Source organism: Streptomyces sp. YIM 98790 (genome assembly GCF_011421595.1).
Lineage (GTDB): Bacteria > Actinomycetota > Actinomycetes > Streptomycetales > Streptomycetaceae > Streptomyces.
Window position 1 is genome coordinate 1 of sequence record NZ_WTLH01000392.1, and the last position, 886, is coordinate 886.

General features: G+C 62.8%; 2 protein-coding genes. Both read right to left on the reverse strand.

The annotated features are described in order from the left end of the window. Window positions 1-510 (reverse strand): IS3 family transposase (locus GQS09_RS28305; RefSeq protein ID WP_313896389.1); only part of this gene is annotated, 510 nt, incomplete at its 3' end. Between the two features lie 17 nt (window positions 511-527). Further along, complete coding sequence (locus tag GQS09_RS28310) at window positions 528-815, reverse strand: transposase (RefSeq protein WP_165990354.1); 288 nt, start codon at window positions 813-815, stop codon at window positions 528-530. Window positions 816-886: the final 71 nt, after the last annotated feature.

An 886-nucleotide genomic window follows, 5' to 3' on the forward strand; every position in this document is an offset into this window, starting at 1 on the left:
TATCAAAGGCGTCTGATAATGGTCGTCCATGGCGTATCCGATGACTTCTTTGGTGCAGCAGTCGATGACCGTGGCCAGGTAGAGCCATCCCTCACCGGTGGGAATGTAGGTGATATCGCCGACGAGTTTCGTTCCTGGGAGCTCAGCGGTGAAGTCACGTTGCACCAGGTCCGGGACCGGGGCGGCTGCGGCCCGGGTCAGCGACCAGCGCCTGGGGCGGGGCTGGCAGGGGACGAGTCCCAGGTCACGCATGAGGCGGCGGACCAGTTCCGGCCCGGCTGTGTGGCCCCAGCGCCGCAGCTGGGCACGGATGCGCCGGTGGCCGTAGGTGCCGGCAGACACCTCGAATGCTTCCGTGATGAGGTGCTTGAGTTCCTCGCGGCGCTGCGCCGTCGCGGAATCCGGTCGCCGACGCCATTCGTAGTAGCCGGATCTGGATACGCCGAGCCTGCTGCACATGAACTCGACGGGGTATGCGTACTCCGCAGTATCGAGTCGCATCGTTTCGATGAACTCGTATTTGCTCGCTACTGAGGATCCTTCGCGAAGTACGCTGCGGCTTTTTTCAGGAAGCTGACTTCCATTTCGAGTTCACGGTTCCGTCGTCGGAGTTCCTTCAGCTCGGCGCGCTCGTCGAGTGCGAGCGCGGGCTTGCCTTCTTCGGCGCTTCGCTCGTGCTGGCGCACCCAGGTGCGGAGCGTCTCAGGGTTGATGTCGAGTTCCCTGGCGACGTGCGCGATCGGCCGGCTCGACTTGAGAGCCAGATGGACTGCTTCTTCTCGGAACTCCGGTGAATATCTACTGGGTGGTGCCACGTGCTTACTTTCTCGTCGTGCTCGGGGGGACATCCTATTGGGTCCCTGTCCGGAGACTTCGAGGCACCTCA